Genomic DNA, 4,344 nt, shown 5'->3' on the forward strand with positions numbered 1-4,344 from the left:
TCGATCTTGACCTTGCAGCCGTGCTCCCAGTACTCGTCCTCCCATTCGCCACGGGGCCAGTTGGCACCCTGGCCGTTGGGGCATTTGATCTCCTCCTTGTATTCACCCTCGTCGGCCTCGCGCTTTACTCGGCACGGCCCAGCCCAGAACTCTTCCTCCCACTCGTCATCCTCGTGCCGCTGATCAGCCGCCGCCGTGTTCAGCCAGCCACAGGCCATGGCGCATAGCAGCCATAGGCCAAGCCTGGGTTTCACCTTCATCTCTCCACCTCCGCAATAGACGACACCGCCAGGCCGCTGTGGCTGATGGTCGTTTCAGCACAGCCGTCAGCCTACCTGCTGGTACGACAACGGGCGGAGGCTGCTTTATCCGTGGGGTGAGGCGAAGTCCGCGAGTTATGCAGGGAGATTCGTAGGATGGGTTAAGCGCGGCGATATTCATGCGGGTGCTATTCATCTGCCGCTCACATTTCCGGCTGGTCTCAAGCCTCCAGCAGCGGCAGGGTGAAGTAGAAGGTGCTGCCTTCGCCGAGCACGCTGTGGTAGCCGATCTGCCCGTGCATGCGTTCGATCAGCGTCTTGCAGATGCTCAGGCCCAGGCCGGTGCCGCCGCGGCGGCGGCCGTCAGAGCCGTCGGCTTGGGCGAATTTCTGGAAGATGCGCGCGCGGAACTCTTCGGCGATGCCCGGGCCGTGGTCGAGCACCTGCACCCGCACCTTGCCTTCGATGACCTGGGCGCTGATCTCGACCTGGCCCTGGGCCGCGGAGAATTTCACCGCATTGGCGATCAGGTTGCTCAGCACTTGCTGCAGGCGCAGGCCATCGACCTCGACCAGCGTCTGTTCCGGCAGCGCGCTGTCGTCCAGTTGCAGGCGCACCGCGAAGCTGTCGGCATAGCCCTGGTTGTGCGCCAGCGCCTCACGCAGCAGCGGGCGCAGGTCGGTGCGGCTGAGGTGGATGCCGACCTGGCCGAATTCCAGCTTCTCGATATCCAGGATGTCGTTGACCAGGTTGACCAGCCGCTCCGAGTTGCTTTGCGCTATGCCGACCAGGCCCTGCGCAGCGGGCGGTAGTTCGCCCACGGTACCGGCCGCCAACAGGTCGAGCGCGCCCTTGATCGAGGTCAGCGGGGTGCGCAGTTCGTGGCTGACGGTGGAAACAAATTCGCTTTTCAGGCGCTCGACCTGCTTGCGTGCGCTGATGTCGCGCAGCATGCAGATATAGCGGCGGCGGCCGGGCAGCTCATAGGTGCTCAGGGTGATCTCCAGCTCCAGTTGCTGCGCATTGGCATGCCGGCCGCTAACTTCCAGGGGTTTATCCAGCAGGCCCGCCAAGGCGTCGCCGCTGTCCCGGTGCAGGGCTGGAATCAGCTGGCCGATCCAACGCCGGCTTAAGGTCTCGGCGTCATAGCCGAACAAGCGGCTGATGGCCGGATTGGCCCGCTCGATCAGGCCCTGGGCGTCGAAGATCAGGATGCCCTCGGCGGCGTTCTCCAGGATAGCGCTCAGTTCCAGGGTGCGCTGTTCGACTTGCCGGCGGATCTGCTCGGCACGGCCGGTCATGGCCAGCAGAAAGCCGCCGAGCAGGCTGCACAGCAGCAAGCCACCGGCCAGCACCACCCATGACTGCAGGCCGTGGTTGCGTTGCAGGAAGGCCGCGGTCGGCGTGATCGACAGTTGCAAGCTTCTGCCTCCCACCGGAAAACGCTCTTGCCAGACCAGCGCGGTGGCGTAGCCGGGCAGGTCGCTGCTGGCTTGGCCGTACAGGGGGTACGCGGCGGCCTCGGTGACATCCTGCAGATGCAGTTGAAAGCTGTCGGCGGGATACACGCCCAGGGCGCTGTCGATCAGCTCCTTGATGCGCAGCACCGCCACCGCGTAGCCGCGTAAGCTGCTTCTGCGCTGCTCGAGGCTGGGCGGCGCCGCGCCGCGATAGACCGGGTAGAGAATCAGCACGCCGGGTTGCGGCTGACCGCCCTGCACCAGGCTGATTGGTGCGGTCATGGTCGCCTGGGCGCTATCGCGGGCCTGATCCAGGGCGCGGCGGCGCAGTGGATCGCTGGCTACATCGAAGCCCAGCACCTGGGCATTGGCGGCCAGGGGCTCGATATAGGTGATAGGCACATAGCTAGCGCGCGCCTCGGCCGGCACCTGGGCACCGGCCTCGTTGTATTGGCTGATGCGCACACCCTGGAAGCCTTCGGCAGCCAGGGCCGTCTCGTAGTCGGCGCGCTCGGCTGCGGTTATTTGGCGGTCCCAGGCCAACGCCGAGATGCCCGGGTAGGTCTGCGGCAGGTTGGCGACGAACTGGGCGAACTCTGCGCGGGTCACATTCTGCGAGGCGCTGAAAAAGCGTTCGATCGACTGCGCCGCCTTGCCATAGAGATCGAAGCGCGATTGCAGGGTCAGGCTCATCAGCTTGGCCTGCTCGTGGAAACGCAATCTGAGGTTGTGCTGCTCGGCCTCGCTTGCGCGGATAAAGATCAGCACCATGATCGCGCAGCTGATCAGCAAGGGCAGGCCCACGTTGCCGGCACGGCTGCGCCAGAGCGCCCGCGGCTGGGCGAAGGCGATAAACATCAGTGGCGTGGCGATCAGCACGCCGATGCTGTCGCCCACCCACCAGGTCCACCAACTGAAGGGAAACTCGGCGGCGCTGATCACCTGGCTGAAATACAGCACCCCGGCACCGCCGCTGGCGCTGAGCAGGCAAGCCAGGGGGCCGCCCAGCAACAGCAGGAGGAAGATGCTGCGCTCCTCGGTGAGGGCGGTGGGGAAGCCCACGTAGCGGCGAATCAGCCAGCTGCCGAGCAGGCACTGCAACGAGGTGCCCAAGGCAATGCCGCTGGCGATCAGCACGCCTTTGAGGTTCAGCGCCTCGAAACTGCTGACACCGATGCTGAGGTTGAGCAGGGTGGAGCCGAGGAACACCCCGGCGAGCATCGGGTAGCCCCAGATCAACACGGCCGCCAGGGCGATGCCCACCGGCGGGAAGATGGCGCTGGCGAAGCCCGGGGGAATGGCCAGCAGCAGAGCCAGGCGGCCGGCGAGGACATAAGCCAGCGCCAGCAGGAGGATTTTCACTGGCAGTGGCAGGCTGGCGAGTGGGCTGGGTTGCATCAAAATCGGCGGCTCCTGGCGAGAGTTGGCCCGGCACCTGCGCGGCATTAGCGGCGCGTGGCTGTCTTGCAGTTAAGCAGGCCAGCCTCTATTGCGCAGAGGCGACAGGCGCTTCCAGGGTTTTGCTGGTTTATCGATTGCTGTACACCCATCTGAATGGGGCGATTGGCGGCGCCTACAAGCACGTTGGCCAAGACACGACACGATCACGTAGGTTGGGCTGAGCAACGCGAAGCCCAACACCGGGACGCCAGGGGCATATCGTTGGGCTTCGTCGCTACGCTTCTCAGCCCAACCTACAAGCCTGTCGATTCGTAGGGCGGGTGAAACCCGCCATGTCTTTTGCTGTGGCGGGTTTCACCCGCCCTACAACTGGTTTGGAGATTGGCGTCGTTTGCGCCAGCGCGGGTTGCTGGGCAACAGCACAATCACCGCGGCGTAGGATGGGTTGAGCGGAGTGATACCCATGCTGTTGTGATTTCGCGATTGGCGTTCGCTGGGCGCTTTCTGTTTTTGGTGTACATCCGCCGCTTCTTTCTTGTCCGGGCTAATGGTTGACTCGCTGCGCTCGCCCTGCGGGCCAGCCTGCGGCTGTTACTCCGCTGCGCTGCGTTTCGCCCTTACGGCGGGTCACTTCTGGCAGACGCCCCAGAAGTAACCAAGAGGTCTTGCCCCTTGCATCCGGCCCGCCTGCGGCGGGTTCCCTCACTCCATCATTGTTCCAGGGGCCGGCGTACAAGGGCCGTCCCTGGCCCTTTACGCCTCTCGCCGCATCCATGCGGCTCACTCCCTTCCACAACGATTTCGCTCGGCCTCCTGATGGGGCGTTTGGCGGCGTCTGTGCAATCGCGGGTTGATAACAAACAACCAAATCACCACCGGGTAGGATGGGTTGAGCAGAGCGATACCCATGCGGTTGCTTGTCGGCCTGTTTGATGGGTATCGCTGCGCTCAACCCATCCTACGAATCTTGCCCGACTTTGTAGGAGCGACCTTGGTCGCGATGCTTTGGCTTTTGCCTTTCGCTCTGCCGTCCACAAATCGCCCAAACAACGCGATCCCCAGGTCCCGTCAGGAGGCCGAGCGGAGGTGCTGTGTAGAGGGGCGTTTGGCATGGATGCCAAACGAGGAACGATGGGCCAGGGATGGCCCTTCGTGACGACCCTCGGAACAGCGCCGGAGCGAGGGAAGTTGAGCGCAGCGAAACCCGTATGTCGGGCGCGCTT

The 4,344-nt window shown here is 64.2% G+C and carries 2 protein-coding genes; both read right to left on the bottom strand.

The genetic code is table 11. The features are described 5' to 3' along the window. Positions 1-260, bottom strand: a 260-nt coding sequence (locus tag Q8Q83_RS15995) for a hypothetical protein (RefSeq protein WP_305625118.1), incomplete at its 3' end; no start/stop codon positions are given. Between the two features lie 221 nt (positions 261-481). Beyond that, positions 482-3,118: a CHASE domain-containing protein gene (locus tag Q8Q83_RS16000; RefSeq protein ID WP_305625119.1), complete on the bottom strand. Its 2,637-nt coding sequence runs from the start codon at positions 3,116-3,118 to the stop codon at positions 482-484. Positions 3,119-4,344 lie beyond the last annotated feature (1,226 nt).

Source organism: Pseudomonas sp. (genome assembly GCF_030696055.1).
In the GTDB taxonomy this organism is placed as follows: Bacteria; Pseudomonadota; Gammaproteobacteria; order Pseudomonadales; family Pseudomonadaceae; genus Aquipseudomonas.

Bases quoted from the DNA above. Each gene is read 5' to 3' on its own strand.
- Q8Q83_RS16000 (WP_305625119.1), bottom strand. From the start codon at position 3,118: ATGCAACCCAGCCCACTCGCCAGCCTGCCACTGCCAGTGAAAATCCTC.